This window comes from Sphingomonas paucimobilis NBRC 13935, assembly GCF_000739895.2.
Classification (GTDB): Bacteria; Pseudomonadota; Alphaproteobacteria; order Sphingomonadales; family Sphingomonadaceae; genus Sphingomonas; species Sphingomonas paucimobilis.
The window spans coordinates 12,234-30,165 of sequence record NZ_BBJS01000001.1 but is presented as its reverse complement, the minus strand read 5'-3'; the positions used below and the strand labels follow the sequence as shown (position 1 = coordinate 30,165).

The 17,932-nt window shown below is 66.1% G+C and carries 19 protein-coding genes and 1 pseudogene; 5 read left to right on the top strand and 15 right to left on the bottom strand.

Annotated elements, in window-relative coordinates; genetic code table 11:
- Positions 1-98: 98 nt before the first annotated feature.
- On the bottom strand, positions 99-539 hold the full coding sequence (locus tag SP6_RS00155; protein WP_007405703.1) for a hypothetical protein: 441 nt from the start codon (positions 537-539) through the stop codon (positions 99-101).
- A 104-nt stretch (positions 540-643) separates the two neighbouring features.
- On the opposite strand from SP6_RS00155, the gene SP6_RS00150 reads away from it, so the two are divergent.
- Positions 644-1,486, top strand: a complete 843-nt coding sequence (locus tag SP6_RS00150) for an HpcH/HpaI aldolase/citrate lyase family protein (RefSeq protein ID WP_007405695.1) — start codon at positions 644-646, stop codon at positions 1,484-1,486.
- Between the two features lie 178 nt (positions 1,487-1,664).
- Here SP6_RS00150 and SP6_RS00145 read toward each other — a convergent pair whose 3' ends face one another.
- From SP6_RS00145 to SP6_RS00115, 7 genes are all read right to left on the bottom strand, one after another.
- The gene (locus SP6_RS00145; protein ID WP_082052383.1) at positions 1,665-2,249 is read right to left on the bottom strand and encodes an ABC-type transport auxiliary lipoprotein family protein; all 585 of its coding nucleotides are present in this window, start codon (positions 2,247-2,249) and stop codon (positions 1,665-1,667) included.
- 20 nt (positions 2,250-2,269) lie between these two features.
- Positions 2,270-3,232 (bottom strand): MlaD family protein, encoded by a 963-nt coding sequence (locus tag SP6_RS00140; RefSeq protein WP_007405701.1) that lies wholly within the window; start codon positions 3,230-3,232, stop codon positions 2,270-2,272.
- On the bottom strand, positions 3,232-4,149 hold the full coding sequence (locus SP6_RS00135) for an ABC transporter ATP-binding protein (RefSeq protein WP_007405715.1): 918 nt from the start codon (positions 4,147-4,149) through the stop codon (positions 3,232-3,234). Before SP6_RS00135 ends, SP6_RS00140 begins: the two co-directional genes overlap by 1 nt.
- On the bottom strand, positions 4,149-5,255 hold the full coding sequence (locus SP6_RS00130; RefSeq protein WP_007405742.1) for an ABC transporter permease: 1,107 nt from the start codon (positions 5,253-5,255) through the stop codon (positions 4,149-4,151). The genes SP6_RS00135 and SP6_RS00130 overlap by 1 nt, the downstream gene beginning before the upstream one ends.
- Positions 5,256-5,352: 97 nt before the next feature.
- Positions 5,353-6,558, bottom strand: coding sequence for a DUF445 domain-containing protein (locus SP6_RS00125; RefSeq protein WP_037569078.1), 1,206 nt, complete (start codon positions 6,556-6,558; stop codon positions 5,353-5,355).
- Between the two features lie 268 nt (positions 6,559-6,826).
- On the bottom strand, positions 6,827-10,033 hold the full coding sequence (locus SP6_RS00120; protein WP_007405667.1) for an efflux RND transporter permease subunit: 3,207 nt from the start codon (positions 10,031-10,033) through the stop codon (positions 6,827-6,829).
- A gap of 1 nt (position 10,034) precedes the next feature.
- Complete coding sequence (locus SP6_RS00115; RefSeq protein ID WP_007405633.1) at positions 10,035-11,216, bottom strand: efflux RND transporter periplasmic adaptor subunit; 1,182 nt, start codon at positions 11,214-11,216, stop codon at positions 10,035-10,037.
- A gap of 204 nt (positions 11,217-11,420) precedes the next feature.
- Here SP6_RS00115 and SP6_RS00110 point away from each other — a divergent pair, with 204 nt between their 5' ends.
- Positions 11,421-12,164, top strand: a complete 744-nt coding sequence (locus SP6_RS00110) for an SIMPL domain-containing protein (RefSeq protein WP_007405733.1) — start codon at positions 11,421-11,423, stop codon at positions 12,162-12,164.
- A 255-nt stretch (positions 12,165-12,419) separates the two neighbouring features.
- On the opposite strand, the gene SP6_RS00105 is transcribed toward SP6_RS00110, so the two are convergent.
- The 3 genes from SP6_RS00105 to SP6_RS00095 all read right to left on the bottom strand — a co-directional run bounded on the left by SP6_RS00105 (position 12,420) and on the right by SP6_RS00095 (position 13,421).
- Positions 12,420-12,677 carry a GlsB/YeaQ/YmgE family stress response membrane protein gene (locus SP6_RS00105; RefSeq protein WP_007405751.1) on the bottom strand — a complete coding sequence of 86 codons (258 nt, stop codon included), beginning with the start codon at positions 12,675-12,677 and terminating at the stop codon, positions 12,420-12,422.
- Between the two features lie 106 nt (positions 12,678-12,783).
- Positions 12,784-13,083, bottom strand: coding sequence for a CtrA inhibitor SciP (gene sciP, locus SP6_RS00100; RefSeq protein ID WP_037569132.1), 300 nt, complete (start codon positions 13,081-13,083; stop codon positions 12,784-12,786).
- A 107-nt stretch (positions 13,084-13,190) separates the two neighbouring features.
- Positions 13,191-13,421 (bottom strand): hypothetical protein, encoded by a 231-nt coding sequence (locus tag SP6_RS00095; protein ID WP_007405684.1) that lies wholly within the window; start codon positions 13,419-13,421, stop codon positions 13,191-13,193.
- A 167-nt stretch (positions 13,422-13,588) separates the two neighbouring features.
- Between SP6_RS00095 and mnmA the strand changes: the two genes are divergently transcribed.
- Positions 13,589-14,695 (top strand): tRNA 2-thiouridine(34) synthase MnmA, encoded by a 1,107-nt coding sequence (gene mnmA, locus SP6_RS00090; protein ID WP_037569133.1) that lies wholly within the window; start codon positions 13,589-13,591, stop codon positions 14,693-14,695.
- Between the two features lie 15 nt (positions 14,696-14,710).
- Positions 14,711-14,983, top strand: a complete 273-nt coding sequence (locus SP6_RS00085; RefSeq protein ID WP_007405671.1) for a UvrB/UvrC motif-containing protein — start codon at positions 14,711-14,713, stop codon at positions 14,981-14,983.
- Positions 14,984-15,036: 53 nt separating this feature from the next.
- Here the strand turns inward: SP6_RS00085 and SP6_RS00080 are convergent, their stop codons facing one another.
- The 4 genes and pseudogenes from SP6_RS00080 to SP6_RS00075 all read right to left on the bottom strand — a co-directional run bounded on the left by SP6_RS00080 (position 15,037) and on the right by SP6_RS00075 (position 16,527).
- Entirely contained in the window at positions 15,037-15,462 is a 426-nt protein-coding gene (locus SP6_RS00080) for a GFA family protein (protein WP_227876530.1), read from the bottom strand.
- A 19-nt stretch (positions 15,463-15,481) separates the two neighbouring features.
- On the bottom strand, positions 15,482-15,685 hold the full coding sequence (locus SP6_RS21405) for a VIT1/CCC1 transporter family protein (RefSeq protein ID WP_227876531.1): 204 nt from the start codon (positions 15,683-15,685) through the stop codon (positions 15,482-15,484).
- Positions 15,686-15,689: 4 nt separating this feature from the next.
- A pseudogene (locus SP6_RS21745) lies at positions 15,690-15,817 on the bottom strand (VIT1/CCC1 transporter family protein); the annotation flags it as partial.
- Positions 15,814-16,527: a DUF4163 domain-containing protein gene (locus SP6_RS00075; RefSeq protein ID WP_037569079.1), complete on the bottom strand. Its 714-nt coding sequence runs from the start codon at positions 16,525-16,527 to the stop codon at positions 15,814-15,816. The pseudogene SP6_RS21745 and the gene SP6_RS00075, both read right to left, overlap by 4 nt.
- Positions 16,528-16,635: 108 nt before the next feature.
- Here SP6_RS00075 and SP6_RS00070 point away from each other — a divergent pair, with 108 nt between their 5' ends.
- Positions 16,636-17,880: a putative DNA modification/repair radical SAM protein gene (locus tag SP6_RS00070; RefSeq protein ID WP_007405744.1), complete on the top strand. Its 1,245-nt coding sequence runs from the start codon at positions 16,636-16,638 to the stop codon at positions 17,878-17,880.
- Positions 17,881-17,932: the final 52 nt, after the last annotated feature.

The window sequence follows — 17,932 nt, the reverse complement described above, 5'->3', positions numbered from 1 at the left end:
CGTGACGCGCGCAACATCAGCAGCCAGGCGCGATTTACGGACCATCGAGCCCATGAACGGCAGGCCAAGGCTTTCGTTCCGCAGCCGAAAATAGGGACTCAGGCGGCCAGGCGGCCCGGCTCCCCTTCTCCATCGTCATTGGCCGGGGAACCGGGACGACGTGCCCGGATCGTGGTGCGGCCGGCGCGGCGCCAGAGATAGTGGCGAAGGACGGGAAGGCGCGCGACCATCGTCCTCGACAGCAGGCCGGCCATCGCCAGTTCGACCACCCCACCCCATTCGATGGTCGACGCCAGCATCGCAATCTCGCCGACCGACCCACCGGCGCCGGCCAGCAGGCGGATTTCGTCGACCTCGAACCAGATCGCAAGGCCGATCAGCGCCGCGCCACCGAGAATGACCGCCCATTGCCGGGGCGTCGACCGATTGAAGAGCCGCGCGGGTGGATCGACCAGCCCTCGTGCCAGCCACCGACTGATCGGCAGCGCCGGAGCGCTCCGTAACAACAACGTCACCGCCAGCAACAATGCGGCGATCATGATCGATCCACCCAAGATATCCTCCCCATTGGGTATCGGCGAAATGGGGCGTCATCCTCGTTTCGCCAATGGCATGACGCACCACCGCCGCTTATGATCGGGGGATGACCGTCATCCTGCGCAGTGCGCTGTTCCTGCCCGCTTCCAACCCCCGCGCGATCGCCAAGGCGCGTCAGCTCGACAGCGATGCCGTGATCCTCGACCTGGAAGATGCGGTCGCGCCGGATGCCAAGCTGGCGGCGCGGGGGATGGCGGTCGCGACTGTCCGTGAGGGTGGTTTTGGCGAGCGGCCGTTGGTCGTGCGGAGCAATGGCCTGGATACGCCATGGGCCGCCGACGATCTGGCGGCACTGGCGAGCGTGCGGCCGGCGGCGGTGCTGATCCCGAAGGTCGATGGCGTCGCAACCCTGGTTGCGGCCCGGCAAGCGCTGGGGCCGGGCGTCCCGCTCTGGGCGATGATCGAGACATGCCAGGGCATCCTCTCGCTCGGTGCGTTGGCCGAGGCGGCAGCGGAGCTGGAGCTGACCTGTCTGGTCACCGGCACCAATGATCTGGCCAAGGACATGCGTCTGCCCTCCCCGCCCGCACCCGAGGCGTTGCGACCGCTACGCACCCAGATCGTTGTCGCGGCGCGGGCCGCAGGCCTGGTGGCGCTGGATGGCGTGTGCAACGCCCTCGATGCGCCCGATCGACTGGCCGAGGAATGCGTCGACGGGCGGCGGCTGGGGTTCGATGGCAAGACGCTGATCCATCCGAGCCAGATCGCCGCCGCGCATCGCGGCTTCGGCCCCGGCGAGGCGGAAATCACCTGGGCGCGAGCGGTCGTTGCGGCCTTTGCCGATCCGGCACATGCCGGACTGGGCGCGATCCGGCTGAACGGGCAGATGGTCGAGCGGCTGCATCTGGCCGAGGCGGAACGGGTGCTGGAGATTGCGAAGGTCGATTAGGCCCTGCCCCTCCCCTGCGAGGGGGGGAAGGCAGAAGGCCTGACGGAGGTGTGTCACCGGTTGCGAGAGCAGTCCCACCTCACCGCTGCCGACACTCCCTTCACCCTGCATCGCATGGTCCCCCTCCCCTTGCAGGGAAAGATTATGGGCCCACGCTTCTGAATAGGCGGTCAGCCGCTTAGCGGCCGACCCAGTCCGCCACCTGCTGCGCGACCTGGTTCGCCGCCTGGTTCAGCGCGGGGCCGACGCTCTGCGCGTCGATCTTGCCCACCGGCACGCGCGCCTCGAAGCGGCGCTTCTCGATCGCGGTCTGCCCGTTACGCATCAGCGAGGCGTCGAAGATCACCACGGCGTCGTGGCGCACCGCGTCCATGCCGAACTGGCGCAACTCACCGGCCAGCCGATCGCCGGAATCGACCACCGATTCACGCGCCGACAGCACCACCCGCCCCTCACGCGCGGTCAGCGTGTCGGAGACGAGCCGCGCGAACAGTCGTGCCGGCGGCTCGGCCCATTGCGCGTCCTTCACATAGGCGATGCTGGTCGCATTTTCCTGCACCGGCACGCGTGCGGTCGCCAGTTCCTGCGGCGTGGTCGGCACCTGGATCGTGATCGACTTGGCGCGCGCCGAATCCTGGGTCTGCCCCACGGTCGGCGCCGACTGCGCCTGCAGCGTCATCAGCGAGGGCGGCGGCTTGGCGCCAAAGCTGATGCAACCGGCCAGCGGAAGCGATGCCATCAGAACGATCAGCGGAGTCTTCATGACGGTCCTCATCGGCTTCCTCACTTGCCCTTATAGTCCGGCAGCTTCTGCTGCCCGATCAGCGACCCGGCGCCCTGCTGGTCGACCTTTTCGGCGACGGCGGCCAGCGACTGGGTCATCACGCGCAGGTCGCGGACCAGCCGGTCGACCTCGGGCACCGTCTGCTTGGAGAAGGTCTGAAGGCCCGGCCGCGCATCGCCGATCGCCGAGTTGAGCGTATCCGCGCTCTTCTGCGCCGAGGCGATCGCCTTGTTCAGATTGGCCATAGTCGGCTTGACCTCTTCGGCCAGGATGCCGTTGGTCGTCGCCGCGAGCTGACCGATCGACTGCGCCGCGTCACCCGCCTGCTGGATCGCCACGCGGGTCTGCGCCAGCGTCGCCGCGATCTCCGGCCCGCGATCGGCCAGCGCATCGGTCAGGCGGTTGGTGTTTTCCAGGATGCCCGCGATCGACGCCTGGTTACGATCCGAGAGTAGTCCGGTGAGCCGCTCGGTCAGCGTCGACAGCCGCTCGAGCAGCTGCGGCGCGGAATTCAGGATCGCGCCGATACCGCCCTGCTTCGTCGGAATGACCGGCACGCCATAGGGACAGACGCTGCGGTTTTCCGGCTGCGGACAGGTGATCGGCGGCGCGCCCTTCCGCGCGCCGTCCAGCGAAATGGTGCTGGTGCCGGTGAAGCTGGCCGAGATCGACGCGGTCGTGCCTTGCAGGATCGGCGTCTGCTCGTTGACCGACACGCGCACCCGCACGAATTGCGGGTCGGGCCGCCACAAGGCGATCTCCTTCACCTGCCCCGAGGGCACGCCCGAATAGGTGACCGCCGAGCCCTTGGCCAGGCCGTCCACCGATTGGCGGAAGAAGATGTCATATTCCTTTTCCGAGGTACCGCCCAGCCGGGCGATCCACACGGTGAAGATCGCCAGCACTGCGAGCAGGATCAGCACGACAGAGCCGACAAGGACGTGGTTTGAACGGGTTTCCATCAGCGTGTCCCTGGTTCGCCTCTCGCATGGGCATCGGCCAGTGTTCCCTGCGAATGCTGGCCGGTGGATGTCGCTTCGACTTCGGTGGGGTGGCGGGCGGCGTCAGCCTCTGCCGAGCGCGGTGCCATGTCGGTTACCTCGCCCTTGGCGGCGATCGCGGCACGGCCGCGCGGGCCCTTGAAATATTCCTCGATCCACGGATGGTCGAGCGCGATCAGCTCGTCGATCGTGCCGACCGCGATCACCTTCTTGTCGGCCAGCACCGCCACCCGGTCGCAAATGGCATAAAGCGTGTCGAGGTCATGGGTGATCAGGAAGACGGTCAACCCCAACGTCTTTTGAAGCGACGCGATCAACTGGTCGAACGCCGCCGCGCCGATCGGGTCGAGGCCGGCGGTCGGCTCGTCGAGGAACAGCAGTTCGGGGTCGAGCGCCAGTGCGCGTGCCAGGCCGGCGCGCTTCTTCATGCCGCCGGACAGTTCGGCGGGATATTTGGGGCCGGCGTCGGCTGGCAGGCCGGTCATCACGACCTTGTAGGACGCGATCTCGTCCATCAGCGCCTGGGGCAGATCGCGGTAGAACTCGCGCAAGGGCACCGCGACATTCTCCGCGACCGTCAACGTCGAGAAGAGCGCGCCGCCCTGGAACAACACGCCCCAGCGCTTGCGCACCTCGGTCGCCTCGGTCGCCTCGCGGCCGATGGTCGGTTCGCCGAACACGGTGATCTCGCCTTCGTCGGGCGTCTGAAGCCCGATGATCGTGCGCATCAGCACCGACTTGCCGGTGCCCGACCCGCCGACCACGCCCAGAATCTCGCCCTGACGGACGTCGAGGTCGAGCCCGTCATGGATGATCTGCTCGCCGAAGCTGTTGCGCAGGCCCCGGACCTGGATGATGTTTTCCGCGCGGTCCGCCATCAATCCCATCCGAGCCAAGTGAAGAACACCGCGAAAAAGGCGTCGAGCACGATCACGAGGAAGATCGCCTGCACCACCGCTGCGGTCGTGCGCAGACCGACCTGTTCGGCGTCCGACTTGACCTGCATCCCCTGGAAGCAGCCGGCGATGGCGATGATCGCGCCGAAGACCGGTGCCTTGATCAGCCCGACATACAGATCGGTGATCGGCACTACTTCGCGGATGCGCGCGATGAAGGTCACCGGCGGAATGCCAAGCGACACCGCCGCCAGGAAACAGCCGCCGATCATTGCAATCAGCGAGGAGTAGAAACCGAGCAACGGCATCAGCGTCACCGCCGCGATGGTGCGCGGCAGGACCAGCGCCTCCATCGGCGACACGCCGATAACGCGCATCGCGTCGATTTCTTCCGTCAGTTTCATCGTGCCGAGCTGCGCGGCAAAGGCCGAACCCGAACGGCCCGCGACCATGATCGCGGTCATCAGCACGCCGAGCTCGCGCAGGGTAAGCCGGCCGACCAGGTTGATGGTGAACACCTCCGCCCCGAATTGGCGAAGCTGCACCGCCCCCTGCTGCGCGATGACGATGCCGATCAGGAAGCTCATCAGGCCGATGATGGCGAGTGCCGAGACACCGACCGTTTCGAACTCATGTACCACCGCGTTGAAGCGGAAGCGCCGGGGGTGGCGCAGCACGGCAAAGCCCGCAATCACCGTCGCGCCCATGAAGCCGAGCAGACCGTACAAGGTCTTGAAGGCGGTGATGACGGCGTCGCCCACTTCGCCCGCCACGCGCGCGAAAGGGCTGATCGGCTGGGGCCGCATCGCCACCGGCTGATCCGCCTCGACCACCTTGTCGACCAGATTGCGCTGGTTCTCGTCCAGCCCCTCGATCGCGGCGTCGTTGCGGGCGGCGAAGCGGTGGACCAACCAGGCACCGACCGTATCGATGCGGTCGACCTGCGACAGGTCGATGCGCTGGACCGACGCCTCCTCGCGATCGAGCCGCTCGGGCAGGTCGCCCAGCGTCGCCAGCGACAAATTGCCGGTAAAGCGCAGGGCGCCCCCGTTCGCCGGATCGAGCTGATAATCGGCCTTGGCGTTCATCACCTGCCTCTTTGCGGGAAAGCTGGGGCATCGACAAGGCGCTTCGTTCCCGCGACGAATCGACCCGGATGCGTAATTATACGATTGAGTGACGTTTTCAAAGCAACCTGTCCACGACATGAAGGACCAGGCCGACGCTGCCACCGACCAGCGTCCCGTTGATCCGGATATATTGCAGGTCGCGGCCGACCGCATTTTCCAGCCGACTGGTGACGGTATCGGCGTCCCATCCGCGTACCGTCTCCGACACCAGTCGGACGATGCCATCGCCATAATCGGCGGCGATGCCCACCACCGCGCGGCGGACGAAGCGGTTGATGGTCGACGCCAGCCTGGGGTCGGACTGCAGCGTCTGGCCCAGTTGGCGCAGCGTCTCGCCCAGCTTGCCCGCCGTCACCGCCTCCGGATCGCGCGCCAATCGCAACAGCCCTTCGCGCGCCTGTTCCCAAAGGCCATCCAGCCAGCGCTGCATCGCCGGATTGGCAATCAGGTCGTCCTTCATCGCCTCCACCCGCGCGCGCATGGCGGGATCATATTGCAGGTCCCAGGCCAGGCGATCGAGCCCTTCCTCGATCTTCAGACGGATCGGATGGCCGGGGTCCTCGGCCATGTCGTGGAGCAGCTTGTCGAGGCCGTCGATCAGCTTGTCGGCCACCGTCTCGTCCAGCCCGGTCCAGCGCAGGATAGCCCCGGCCCGCTCATGGACCATCGCGCGTACCACGGGCTCATTGGCGGCGAGCGCCTGTCCCGCCCAGCGGATGACCGATTCCATCAGCGGCACATGCCGCCCTTCGGCGATCGCGGCCTTGAGCAGCTGGCCCAGGATCGGGGACACCTCGGTCGCGCGCAGCCGTGCGCCGATGCCGGCCTTCACCATGCCGCCCAGCCGCTGCGGATCGAAGGCGGTCAGCATCTCGGCGAACAGGCGGGAGGCACCGCGACGTATGCGCCCACCCTCCTGCGGCGGCTGCGCCAGCCAGCGCCCGGCGGCGCCGGCCACGTCGAGCCGGATCATTCGCCGCGCAACGACGCGGGGAACGAGGAAATTGGTGCGCAGGAAATTGGCCAGCGTTTCGCCGATCCGGTCCTTGTTGCGCGGCACGATCGCGGTGTGCGGAATCGGCAGGCCCAGCGGATGGCGGAACAGCGCGGTCACCGCGAACCAATCGGCGAGCCCGCCGACCATTGCCGCCTCGGCAAAGGCGCGGACGAAGCCCCAGGCAGGGTGGATCGGCTGGAAATAGCGGGCGATCAGGAACAGCGCCGCCATGGTGACCAGCAGACCGGTCGCCACGACCCGCATCTTCCGCAGGGCGGGTGGAACGGTCTGGCTACCCCCCGATCGCATGGCGACTTCCATCGATCAGAACAATTCGCGAGCGACGGCTTTGTTCAAGCGGAAACTTTCCCGAGCGTAACGGAGCGGAGGAGCAATCCGCCCTGGCACGGGGAGGTGGCAGGGAGTCAGCCCCGACGGAGGGGGGCTTCCACACAGGTCGTCCCTTGCGGCGCTCCCCCTCCACCATCCTCCGGATGGCCCCCCTCCCCCGTACCGGGGAGGATCGATTCCATCACTCCGCCGGATCATATCCCAGCTTGCCGGGGGCGGGCGGTAGCGCGGGGCCGCCCGTCGGGCCCTCGATCACCGGGCCACCGCCCAGTTCGTCGCCGGGCTTGTAGGTCAGCAACCGCTTGCCGAGCCGCGGCCCGATCCAGCGCTCCACGCCGACCGCCAGGCTGAACGCCGCCGGCACGATCAGCAGGGTGAGCAGCGTCGACATGGTCAGACCACCGATCACCGTCACGCCCATTGGACTGCGCCACGATCCATCACCGCCCAGCGACAGCGCGGTCGGCACCATGCCGGCGACCATCGCGACCGTGGTCATCACGATCGGCTGGGCGCGCTTGTGCCCGGCGTCCAGCACCGCCTCATAGACGGGAACGCCCTTGGCGATCTCCTCCAGCGCGAAGTCGATCAGCAGGATCGAGTTCTTGGCGACGATGCCCAGCAGCATCAGCAGGCCGATATAGACCGGCAGCGACAGCGGATTGCCCGTCACATAGAGCGCGATCAACCCGCCCAGCGGTGCCAGCAGCAGCGACGCCATGTTGACGAAGGGCGGCAGGAAGCGGCGATAGAGCAGCACCAACACCGCGAAGACCATGAAGATGGCCGAGATGATCGCGGTGAAGAAGTTCTGCATCATCTCCGCCTGCATCTTGGCCTGGCCCAGCACCATCTCGCTGACCCCCATGGGCAGGTTCTTCATGATGGGCAGGTCGTGGACCTTCTTCATCGCGTCGCCGCTGATGACGCCCTTGGCCAGATCGGCCCCGACCGTGACTTGGCGGCGCTGGTTGACGCGGTCGATCTGGGTCGGGCCGGCGCCCAGGCCGATATCGGCGACGACGCTCAGGGGCACCGATCCGCCCGTCTGGGTCTGGACCGGCAGGTTCTGGATCGTCGCCATCCGGGCGCGTGCATTCTGGTCGAGCGCGACGCGGATCGGCACCTGACGGTCGGAAAGCGAGAAGCGCGCCGAATTCTGGTCGATATCGCCCAGCGTCGCGATGCGGATCGCGCTCGACAGCGCCTGGGTCGTCACGCCCAGATTGGCCGCGAGGTCGAGACGGGGGCGGATGACGATTTCGGGCCGGTCGAGATTGCCGACGATGCGCGGCGCGACGAGCCCGGGCAGCGTGCCCATCTGCTCGACGATCTTGTTGGCCGTCTGACGCAGCACGGCCGGATCATCGCCACCCAGGGTGATGGTCAGGTCGCGGCCGCTCGAGCCCCAGCCAAATTGCGACTGGAAGGTCACGCGCGCATCGGGGATCGCCGCCAGTTGCGGCGCCAGCGAACGTTCAAAGTCGGTGCTCTTCATCGAGCGATCCTCTTTCAACGTCGCGACGACACGACCATTGCCGACACCGGTCCGCGAATAGACCGATTCGACGTCCGGCTGCTTCCTGAGGAACTGCGCCACCTGCCGAACCACCACATCGGTCTGCCCCAGCGTGGTGCCCGGCACCATCTCGATCTTGGCCACCGCCTGGTCATTGTCCTGCGGCGGCTGGAAGGTCTTGGGAATGATGATGAACATCGCGACGGTCAGGGCGAAAGCGCCGAAGCCGATACCGATCACCCACAGACGATGGTCGCGGAACCGGCCGAAGAAACGCCGGAAGAACCCGCGCCGCACCCCATCGGCCGGCCGATCATAGCGCAGCGACCAGCGCAGCGTCGCCATATAGGCGTCCATCAACCGGCCCTCGCCATGGCTGGCATGGCCCGCCGATTTCAGGAAATAGGCCGCGATCATCGGCGTGATCATGCGCGCCACCGCCAGGCTCATCAGCACAGAGACGACGACGGTCAGGCCGAAATTCTTGAAATATTGCCCCGGCACGCCCGGCATCAGCGCGACCGGCAGGAAAACCGCGACGATCGCCATGGTGGTCGCGAGCACCGCCAGGCCGATCTCGTCGGCTGCGTCGATCGACGCCTGATAGGCGGATTTGCCCATGCGCATGTGGCGCACGATATTCTCGATCTCCACGATCGCATCGTCGACCAAGACGCCTGCGACCAGGCTGAGCGCCAGCAGCGTCATCTGGTTCAGCGTGAAGCCCAGCAGGTCCATGAACCAGAAGGCCGGGATCGCCGATAGCGGGATGGCGAGCGCCGAGATCACCGTCGCACGCCAGTCGCGCAGGAAGATGAAGACGACGATGACCGCCAGTACTGCGCCCTCGATCATCGCATGGATGGCGCTTTCATATTGCTGCTCGGTGTACTTCACGCTGTTCGAGCGGAGGACGAACTTCACCTCCGGATTACGCTTTTCCAGTGCCTTCAGCTTCTCGACCGCGCCGTTGAAGACGCTGACGTCGGAGGCGCCCTTGGCGCGCTGGAAGTCGAAGCTGATCACCTGCCGCCCGTCGACCGCCGCCTGCGAACGCTGTTCGGCATAAAGGTCGCGGACGGTGGCGATGTCGGCCAGCCGCACGGTACGCCCGCCGCGCACATTGATCTGGGTCTGCCCCAGATCATAGGCGTTGCGCGCATTGCCCAGCACGCGAACCGCCTGTTCGGTGCCCGCGATCTCGGCGCGGCCACCGGCGGCGTTCAGGTTGGTCATACGCAACTGCGCATTGACCTCGCTCGCGGTCAACCCCTGCGCCTGAAGCTTCAGCGGATCGAGGATCACGCGGATCTCGCGCGTCACGCCGCCATTGCGGATGACCTTCGAGAGGCCGGGGACCGACAACAGCTCCTTGGTGACGTTGTTGTCGATATACCAGCTAAGCTGTTCGGGCGTCATGTTGGACGCCACCGCCGAATAGCTGGCCAGATCGTTATCGGTCGAATCGACCCGGATCACCTGCGGTTCGAGAATGCCGTCGGGCAGCATCGAGCGGATCTGGGTGATCGCGTCGCGCGCATCGCTGACCGCGCGGTCGATCGGCGTGCCGATATCGAGCTGGACCAGCGTCTGCGACGTCCCCTCGGTCACGGTCGAGGTGATCTGGTCGACGCCCTGCAAGTTCCGCAACGCCGCCTCGACCCGCTGGGTGACCTGCGTCTCCAGCTCGGTCGGTGCCGCACCCGGCTGGTTCACCACAACGACGACGATCGGAAAGTCGATATCGGGGTCGTTGTTGACGTCCATCCGCATGAAGCTGACGATCCCCGCCAGCGTCAGCGCGACGAACAGGACGATCGGCGGAACGGGGTTCCGGATCGCCCAGGCGGAGATGTTGCGGAAACTCATGTCACTTGGCCTCCCGGCCCGCGAGGATCGGGTGGACCTGCTGGCCCGGTGCCAGGAAGCCGCCCGCCGAACGCACCACCCGTTCGCTGCCGTTCAGGCCCGAGGCGATGGTCACGCCATCGTCCGACACCTGCCCGATCTTCACGTCGCGGCGCGCAACCTTGTTATCCGGCCCGACGATATAGACGAAACTGCCCTTGTCGTCACTCTGGATCGCGGAGTCGGGGAGCTGCGGCGCCTGGGCCGATCCGCCGCGGATCGTCGCCGCGGCGAAACCGCCGGGACGAAGCGCCGGGTTATAGGACAAGGCGATGCGCGCCACGCCCTGACGCGTCTGCGGGTCGATGACCGGCGACACCTGCCACACTTCGCCCTTGAAGCTCTGGTCGCTGCCGACCGGCTTGACCGTGGCGGGGGCACCGACGCTCAGGCCGACCAGATCGGATTCGGCCAACTGCGCACGCAGCTCCATCTGCCCGCCCATCGCCATGCGGAACAGCACGCCCGAACCCGAGCTGACGATCTGCCCCGGCTCGGCGGCGCGGGTCAGGATCAGGCCGGCGGCGGGCGCGCGGATGTCGAGCCGGCCGTTGCGTGCCTGCGCTTCGCGATAGGTCGCCTGCGCCGCGCGGACGCGGGCGGCGGCGGCATCGCGAGTCGCGGTGCGGCGTTGGAGATCGGCCTTGGAGATGAAACCGCGATCGACCAACTGCTGCGCACGATCGAGTTCGGCCTGGGCGATCTGCTGGTCCGACTGGGCGACCGCGATCTGTGCATTGAGCGCCGAGGCGGTCTGGGTCTGGACCGAGCGATCGACCGTCGCCAGCACCTGGCCGGCGGCCACCCACTGGCCCGGCTCGACCAGTACGCGGGTCACCATGCCCCCTTCGCCCGCGACGCCGACCGGCATCTCGCGGCGCGCCGCCAGCGTACCGGTGGCCGAGATCAGCCGGCTGACCGCCTGCTGGCCGGGGACGATGACGGTGATGTTGGGAACCTGAGTTCCCGCACCGGCGGTGGCGCCCGCGTCATGCTTCTTGCCGCCCAGGAAGAACCAGGCGGCGAGGCCAAGGATCAACAGGACCGCGACGATCGCGATCCAGCGCGAACGCTTCTTGGGCGCAGGCCCTTCCAGCCCCAGATGCTGGCCGTCGCCGCCGATCGCCGCCGTTTCGTAATTCATGTTCGTCACTGATCCCCGATCCGCATCCTCTATGTCGCTCCACCACACAGGATGCGCCATTTTGATGCTGTATTATCGAAATACATCACTCTCCTCAAGCGCCTTTGCGTATGCCCAAATTAAGGCGGCTCTGAGGTGAACGCAGCGCGTTCATCGCACGTTTTGCCGCATCAGGCCAAAGACTTGTCCGCATCAAGGGAGACAATGATGAACAAGATTCTGCTGACCGCCCTGCTGGCCCCCGCCGCCATCCTGTCGGGTGCCGCGCATGCCCAGACCGCTCCGGCGCCGACCAGCGTCGAGCCGCTGATCCCCGCCGTCGGCACCGTGCTGGACGTTTCAGCCGAGGGCCGCACCACCCGGGTCCCGGACCTGGCGACGATCCGCGCCGGCGTGGTCAGCCAGGGGCCGACCGCCGCCGCCGCGCTGTCCGACAATGCCGCAAGGATGCAGCGGGTGCTGGCCGCCGTGAAGCGCGCCGGCGTCGCCGATCGCGACATCCAGACCGCGACCGTTCAGCTTCAGCCGCAATATCGCTATGGCGAGAATGTGCCGCCCGTGATCACCGGCTATCAGGCGACCAACACGCTGAGCATCCGCTTCCGCGACATAGCCAAGTCGGGCAGCGTGCTCGACGCGCTGGTCGCGCAGGGGGCCAATCAGATCGACGGCCCCAATTTGTCGCTCGACAATCCGGACGCCGCGCTCGACGAAGCCCGGGCCGACGCGGTGAAGCGCGCCCGGGCTCGTGCCGAACTCTATGCCAAGGCGGCGGGCATGCGGGTGTTGCGCATCGTGTCGATCTCCGAGAATGGCGAGAATGCCGGCGGCCCCGAACGCCCGATGATGCTGCGCGCGATGGCCGCCGACGCCATGCCGCAGACCAAGATCGCCCCCGGCGAACGCGACGTGACGGTCAACGTCTCGGTCCGCTTCCTGCTGGGCTGATCCCATCCCGCCCCCATCGCCTATACGGCATGGGGGCGGTTTCCCCCGACGACAGGGCAGGATTGAGATAGCGACCTTGGCTTCCGGTCAAGCCAGAAGCATCCACCGTCATGGCAAGCATCGCGAAGCAATGCGGAGCCACCGCGAAGACGTTTCCCCTCGCTACGCGGCCCTCACCGACAAACCCGAAACACGAAAAAAGGCCGCCCGGTCGCCCGGACGGCCTTTTTGTTTCCTTCGTCAGGCGTGTGCGACTTAGCGCACCCGACCGCGACGAACGACGTTCACGATCGCCAGCAGGACGACAGCGCCCAGCAGCGAAACGAGGAACGAATACAGCGACAGACCGGCATTGTTGATCGAGCCGCCAGCAAAGATCAGTCCGCCGATGAACGCGCCGACGATACCGACGACGATGTTCAGGAAGATGCCCTGCTGGGCATCAGTACGCATGATGATGCTGGCCAGCCAGCCGATGACACCACCGATGATAAGCCACAGGATAATACCCATTGTCTTTCCCTCCGTTGGGCCCGCGAGCGGGACGCTGGGAGAAGACGTGCGAATGGGCTTTATTGTTCCGTCCCCGTACCGTCGATTCGACGAGTTGTTCGATTTGTCAATATTTCTGCTGGCGTTCGTAGAGCGAACGGTAATGCTGGATACGGGTAACGCGCAGGCCGGGCATGCCCGAACGATCGATCGCGCGCTGCCATCCGGCGAACTCCTCGACCGTCAGGCCATAGCGATCGCACACCTCATCCACCGAGAGCAGACCGCCATTGACGGCCGCCACCACCTCCGCCTTGCGACGGACGACCCAGCGCGTCGTGCTGGGCGGCGGCAGGGTTTCGAGCGTCAGCGGTTCGCCGAGCGGCCCGATTACCTTCGCAGGACGGATCTTCTGGTTCTCGATCATCATAAACCTCGTCGGGGCTCCCTACCCCATATCGTTTACCAGGGCCTTTATGAACACGGGCCTTTGAACATCACCTATAGCCGTGCGGTTAACACACCATTCACTCGCTATTCACTCGCCCTCCACTGCGTCAAGGCCCGCGCCATGGGGCCGTTGAACGCACCGTCGAGCGGCGCGAAAAGGGCCGGATCGGGGGCAGCGCGCATCAGGCTCGCCTGCACCGCGGCGGTCAGGCTGGCCGCCTGGCGCGCGGTAACCCCGACCATCAGCACCGCCAGATCGGGCGGCAACACGGTGAGTTCGGTATCCCGATCGAACCGGTTGAAGCTGAGGTCCAAAAGCGCAATCCATCCCTATCTGGTCAGGTCCCCTGCATATTGGTCGGATATGAAAACACGGTAAAGGTCGTGAACTCTTCCCCTTTTTTTGAAGGACGGCCATCCCCACCCGTCTCGTCAAAGCGCATTTTTTGCATGACCCATCCGAAAGGCGTATGGGGACGGCCATGGAGCAGATGGTGGATTTTCAGCTTGGGGGCGATCCCCGGGCCAAGCGGATCGTGGTGGCGATGTCGGGCGGGGTCGACAGCTCGGTCGTCGCCGCCCTCGCCCATGCGACGGGGGCCGAGACGATCGGCGTCACCCTGCAACTCTATGACCATGGCGAGGCGGTAGGCCGCGCCGGGGCCTGCTGCGCCGGCCGCGACATTCGCGACGCGCGCGCGGTGTGCGACCGGCTGGGCATCGCCCACTATGTCTTTGATCATGAAGACAGTTTTCGGACCCAGGTGGTCGACCGCTTCGCCGATGAATATCTCGCCGGGCGCACGCCGATCCCATGCGTCCAGTGCAATATGGGCCCCAAATTCACCGACCTGCTGAAGCTGGCGCGCGACCTGGGCGCCGACTGCCTGGCGACCGGCCATTATGTTCGCCGGGTCGAGGGCACGCACGGCGCGGAACTGCATCGTGGGGCCGATCCGGCGCGCGACCAGAGCTATTTCCTGTTCGCCACCACCCAGGAGCAGTTGAACTTCCTGCGCTTCCCGCTCGGCGCGCTGCCCAAGTCGCGGGTGCGCGAGATCGCCGCCGAACTGTCCTTGAGCGTCGCGGCCAAGCCCGACAGCCAGGATATCTGCTTCGTCCCCGATGGCGACTATGCGGGCCTCGTCAAAAAATTACGTCCGGAAGCGGATACGCGGGGCGACATCATCGACCTGTCCGGTGCCAAGCTGGGCGAGCATCGCGGGCTGATTCACTATACGGTGGGCCAGCGGCGCGGGCTGGAGATCGGCGGCAGCCCCGAGCCGCTCTATGTCGTCCGGCTGGAGCCCGACACCAAGCGCGTCGTCGTCGGCCCGCGCACCGCGCTGGCGGTCGAGGCGGCGCGGCTGACGGGCATGAACATATTGGGACCGCTGGACGGCCCGCTCTTCGCCAAGGTCCGCTCGATGGCCAAGCCGGTTCCGGCGCGCATGGTCGGCGACCGGCTGGTCTTCGATGCACCCGAATATGGCGTGTCGCCAGGCCAGGCGGCGGTGCTGTACGACGGCGACCGGGTGCTGGGCGGCGGCTGGATCGCGGAGACCGAGGCGGCACGCATCGCCGCCTGAGGCGTTTGTCTCGGCATGACCGGACCCGATATCGAAGAGTTGCGCCGCCAGATGGAGGCGGCCGCCGAACGCCTCGATTTCGAGGAGGCGCGGGCCCTGCGCGACCGGATCAACCTGCTCCGCGGTGGCGCGGCGGATGCCGAGGTCGACACCAGCGGCCTGACCCGCCAGCGGCCGGGCGCCATGGGACTGGGCACCAGCCAATCCCGCCCCGAACGCCCGGTGGGCTGGGTACCGCCCAAAAAGCCCGATCCCATGACCAAGGGGCGCGGGCGACGGCGGGGTTAGCGGCTAAGCCTTATCCCTTCCCTTCCAGCAGAGGAATGGGTCATGCCCCCCTCTCAAAACGCATCGTTCGTCGGGACGAAGAGCAGGATGCCGACCTGTCGCGCGGGCAATTTGGTATCACTCGGATGGTTGATGCCGTCATTCACCGGCACCTCGGGAAAGTCGAACGGTGATACACCCTCCAGGCAAGCGACGTTGACGCCATATTGGTTCCGGTTCGAGCGCCTTTGATGATGGGTGTAGATACCGCAGCACGAACAGAAGAAATGCTCGGCCTGAACCGTGTTGAAGCGATAGCTGGTGAGAAATTCCTCTCCCTGGGTGACGACGACACCGCCCATGTCCGCCGAAACGGCAACAGCGCCCCGCATCCGGCAATAGGAACATGTGCAACGGCGCACCGTGCGGAAACCGTCGCTCAGCGTCGCTTCGAAAAGCACTTTTCCGCAATGGCACTGGCCAGCGAAACGCTGCTTCATCGCATTCATCATTCGCTTCCTACAACGCCCTTCCCGCGAGATGCCCGATCGCCGCCGTCGCCGACATCGCCAGTGCCCCCCAGATCAGGACGAGGATGGAACCATTTGACGGATTGGCCCCGCCCGCGATCGCGCTGACTGCACCGAGTGCGGCCAGACAGGCCAACACGCCCGCCACGATCCCCACAGAGCCGCACCGTGCGGCACGGGGATCGCGGAACACGATGCGCGCCACTGGCCGTCACGCCGACGCCAGACTGGCGGTCGACGACAGGCCGGCATTGGCGCCGAGCACCGACGCGCGCAGCCATCCCGCACGGTCGATCCGATGTCGCTCGCGATGGGGAGGTTTCACGACCGCACAGCGAAACTGTTGCGATATTCCGGCTTCACCGCCGCGACGATCGCCCGCGTCACGGGCAGGGTCACTTCGTAAAATCCCTCGGCATAGGAGCCGGCGACATAGGGATCGGCGATCAGGCCGATGCGGTCGATCGCGCGGCCATTGGTGGACCCCAACAGCACGGTGAGGTCCTTGACCGGCGGGCAGATGTTCATCGACGACACATCGCCCGCATTGCGCCGCCGCTGCTCGATCTTGAGCTTGCCGCAATAATCGGTACGGATCGCGGCCTGAAGCGCGGGCAGCGAAGCGAAAATCGCCTTGGAGGCCAAGGCACGCCCGGCCTTCTTGTCCCACAGCACCGTCGAGGATGCCGGCTGGCCGTGTGCGCCGCCGGTATAGTCATAGCTCTCGCCCGACAGGCTGAGGAAGCGCGGCGTGTCCGTCACCAGCTTCCACGTCTTTTCATAGGAATAGCGGCGATAGGGATAGCCGGACTTTGCCGCCTCGCGCCGCCCGGCGGCTCCGTCCCGCGCTGTCTTTGAGCGGATGCGCGCCTTCTCGGCCTCCAGCCAGGATTTCATACCCGGAATGCGCGCGGCGGCGGCGGGATAACTATAGCCGAATTCATAGTCGACGGTCGTCGTCTTGGTCGACACGCCCTGCGCCGTCACCGGACCACTGGCCCCGACCAGAGCCAGCGCGATCATCACCTTCCGCATCACCCGTCTCCCCTCGAAACGCCCGCGCGATAGATCAGATGGTCTGTACGGTCGATGACCGGCGGGGTTCCGCTTGTCGCTGCGCACATGAGAACGTATATCGAACAAATGGCGCAACTCGATACCCGTGAGAAGCTGGCGATCCTGGCCGATGCCGCGAAATATGACGCATCCTGCGCCTCTTCGGGCACGTCCAAACGCAACAGCCGCGACGGCAAGGGGATCGGATCGACCGAGGGGATGGGGATCTGCCACGCCTATGCGCCCGATGGCCGCTGCATCTCGCTGTTGAAGATCCTGCTGACCAATAGCTGCATCTTCGACTGCCATTATTGCATCAATCGCAAGTCCTCCAATGTCCGCCGTGCGCGCTTCACGGCGCAGGAGGTGGTGAACCTGACGCTGGCCTTTTACCGGCGTAATTATATCGAGGGGCTATTCCTCTCCTCGGGCATCATCAAATCATCCAACTATACGATGGAGCAGATCGTCGAGGTCGCACGGTCCCTGCGGGAGGATCATGGCTTTCGCGGCTATATACACCTGAAGACGATCCCCGATGCCGATCCCGAACTGGTCCGACTGGCGGGGGTCCATGCCGATCGTGTGTCGATCAATGTCGAGCTGCCGACGGTCGGCGGGCTCAAGCGCCTCGCCCCCGAAAAGGACGCCACCCGCATCGAAGGCGCGATGGCCGATGTGAAGACCGCGATCGACGATCGGCAGGACGCGGCCAAGAAGTACAAATCCGCCCCCGGCTTCGCGCCTGCGGGCCAGTCGACCCAGATGATCGTCGGCGCCGATGCCGCCACCGACCGCGATATCGTCGGGCGCGCCGCGACGCTCTATGATCGTTTCCGTCTGCGCCGCGTCTATTATTCGGCGTTCAGCCCGATCCCCGATGCCTCCGCCGTGCTGCCGCTGCAACGTCCGCCGCTGATGCGCGAGCATCGGCTGTACCAGTCCGACTGGCTGATGCGCTTCTACGACTATCAACCGCGCGAAGTGGCCGCCGCCGCCGATGAGGCGACGGGCATGCTGCCGCTCGATATCGATCCCAAGCTCGCCTGGGCGCTGAAATTCCGTCAGCATTTCCCCGTGGACGTGAACCGCGCGCCTCGTGAGATGCTGCTGCGCGTTCCCGGCCTGGGGGTGAAGGCGGTCGATCGGATCATCGCCTCGCGCCAATGGCGGCGGCTGCGGCTGGAGGATGTCGGGCGGCTGACCGTGTCGATCGCCAAGCTCCGCCCTTTCCTGATCACCGAGGACTGGCGCCCGGTCGCGCTGGCCGAGCGGGCGGATTTGAAACCCTTGGTCAAACCCAAGCGGGAACAGCTCGAACTTTTCGCTTGAGTGAGAGTGACTCGCGGATGAAACGCCCGCCGCGCTTCGCCGTTGGGCCTCG